We start from the raw sequence: 2,668 nt of genomic DNA, 5'->3' as shown, positions 1-2,668 counted from the left end.
ATGAGTGGCAATTAGCTCATGCTTCTTTTTTGTAGTCTCTATACGCTTGTTACCACTAAAATGAACTTGGGTGATATCTATGTCAAGTTCAGGGACAAGAGCACAAACCTCTTTTATATACTCGTTATATTTATCATTCGATATTCTTTTCATCTCGTAATCATACTTCTCCAAAATTGCCTTTGCCTCAGGGAATAAAGGCAATTCGCTAAAATCTTTGGTTTTCACTATATTGACCTTTATAGTGTCTTTAACTATATGTTTCTTACTTAAGCGAACTACATCTGAGTATCTAAGTCCAGTCCATGACTGAACTATAAATAAATCACGAACCTGCTCTAATCTCTTGTTATCAGATAAGTCTAAGCCCTTAAGAGCCTCTAACTCCGAAACAGATAAAGTAACTACCTCTTGATTTTTAGGTGTTCTATTTGAGAATTTGAATAACTTGAAATTTATAGACTTGCTCAGGCCTAAGTTATAATAATGGGTGAGGATAGTTTTAAGAACAGAAAGCCGTTTACTAATAGTACTATTGTAGTATTTCTTACTAATAAGGAAGTTACAGTAATCATTAAAAAACGTAAGTGTATTAATATCATCAAAGTTTAAAACTTTGTTATTCTGCTTTTGATACTCTTCAATATTAGCTTTTAGGTTTGTAAAACCTTTGATAGTGTTTGGTGTTAGAACACTTTTCCTAAGCTCAATGTATTCGTCTATATAATTAACAAACACCTTTTCCTGCTCAACATCATTCAGTTTATCATATTCAATACCTACATAACTTACGGTTGGTGGAACACCCTTTTCTGCCATATGTTTAAGGATGATGCCATCAATATTTTTTTTCACAGAATGGATATGCTGGTTATCTGTGTCATGGCTCTCACTACCCCCCTTTTTTATTAATCCCTTCTCTCCGTTCCACTGGTTTTCAGCTACCTTTATACCTGTGGGTATTCGCTTAATTTTACCTTTGTAGCTGTATTCTACATAAACACTGTGCTTGCCAGTCTTTTCGCTTTTGTTCCTTAGAACTAGAGTAGATTTCATATACCAGAATTAGTTTTAGTATAAACTTAGTATATGAAATTAAAGAAACCATGTGAAATATCAAAATATGTGAATATAAAATATAGCTTTACAGCATACTAAGGAGCATTTAAAGAAATGTCATAAAAAAGGTTGGATTCCAATCATCACCACCAGAAACCCTCGCTTTAAGTAGTGAGGGTTTTTTGTTTTTATACCTTTCCGCTATAGGTTATGAACAGTGCCTGCTGCAAATTGTTTCCCACTCTCAACTGCTCCCATTACTCCTATAACCAAGAAAAGTTTGCCTTATACCGTCGGCTATACCTGCCAGCACAAGACGCTCCCTTCTTCAGATGATGCTGCTTCAAAACCGGCTGCTACTTTGAACCGTCGGTGGCGGTAAAGAGCTCTTGCCAAAAAGAAAAGCAGCGTGCCCGGCAGGGCTACCGGCAATTGGCCCGCAGCTCCAGCAAAGCAGCGGAGTAGCCCAGGCGGTAAGCCTCATTGAAATGGGCACAGGCCGAATCGGGTTGGGCCTGCTCCAGCTCCGTGCGGCCCAGCAGGTAGAACACCCGCCCGTTGTTATTATCTGCCTGCAGCACGCGCCGGTAATCCTTTTCGGACGCGGCATAATCGCCTGTCTTATAGTAACCGAATCCCCTGAACGTAAGTGCATTTGCCCAGGACTCGCCTTTATGGGAATGAACCAGAAAAGCAGAAAAATCGGCAATAGCCGGCCCGTATTTTTTCAGATAGAAAAGGCGCACCTCTCCCCTGTCCAGCTGGGCAACATGGAGCGTGCTGTCGAGTGACAGGGCCTGCCCGAAGTCACTTTCGGCCTGCTTGTACTGCGTCAGTTTGGCGAGGCACTTGCCCCGCATCAGGTAGGCTTCCGCCGAAGGCTTTTCCTGCAGCGCGATGACCTGGTTGAGATCCTCCACGGCAGACCGGTAGTTCTCATACACATGCATTTCGATACTGGCACGGGTCAGGTAGGCATCGGCATGCTTTGGCCTGAAGTAGATCGCATCGGTCAGCAGGCTGTGGGCGCTGCTATACTTGCCATCTTCTATATAGGTCAAAGCTGTTTTATACTTATCTTCACCGGTAATGTAGTCCATGGTGACTTTCAGTAACAGGCTGAATACGATCATGATGGCAAAGAAACCGGCAGTGATGTAGAGGTCCTTGCGGGCAAACCGCCTTTCATCCCTGCGGGGAATATTCTGGTAATGCCGCTCCGAAACGGAGGCCGGCTCACGGGTCTGACGGTAGCGCGGATTGTGGTACGGCTGGTGTTGCTGAATGGTCTGCCGCTGCTCCTGAAGGTATTGCAGTTTCAGGTCATATCGGGCGCGCTTGCCCGGATTCGACAGTATCTGGTAAGCAGCATTGACTATCTTGAAAAGCTCTTCGGCGCGGGCGTTCCCCTGGTTGCGGTCGGGATGGTACTTCAGGGCCAACCGCTTATACGCCAGCTTGACCTCCTGCGCAGAGGCCGTGTGGCTAACACCAAGTATGGTATATAAATTATGCTCCAAGGGGCTTAGGCAACAAAAAAGTTCTACTTAAGTTAAGTAAACACGGACAATATAGCGCAAATTCCGTACTACAACTCAAACTGAATATA

2 protein-coding genes are annotated in these 2,668 nt (G+C 43.7%); both read right to left on the bottom strand.

All coding sequences use genetic code 11. From position 1 onward, the window contains the following. A partial coding sequence (locus tag OB13_RS18860; RefSeq protein ID WP_461491735.1) for a phage integrase SAM-like domain-containing protein occupies window positions 1-1,056 on the bottom strand: 1,056 nt, incomplete at its 3' end. 425 nt (window positions 1,057-1,481) lie between these two features. Next, window positions 1,482-2,579 carry a J domain-containing protein gene (locus OB13_RS18855; RefSeq protein ID WP_461491734.1) on the bottom strand — a complete coding sequence of 366 codons (1,098 nt, stop codon included), beginning with the start codon at window positions 2,577-2,579 and terminating at the stop codon, window positions 1,482-1,484. Window positions 2,580-2,668 lie beyond the last annotated feature (89 nt).

Source organism: Pontibacter sp. HJ8, assembly GCF_054824225.1.
Note: the sequence above shows the minus strand (reverse complement) of the source record. Positions and strands in the feature narration are given on the sequence as shown.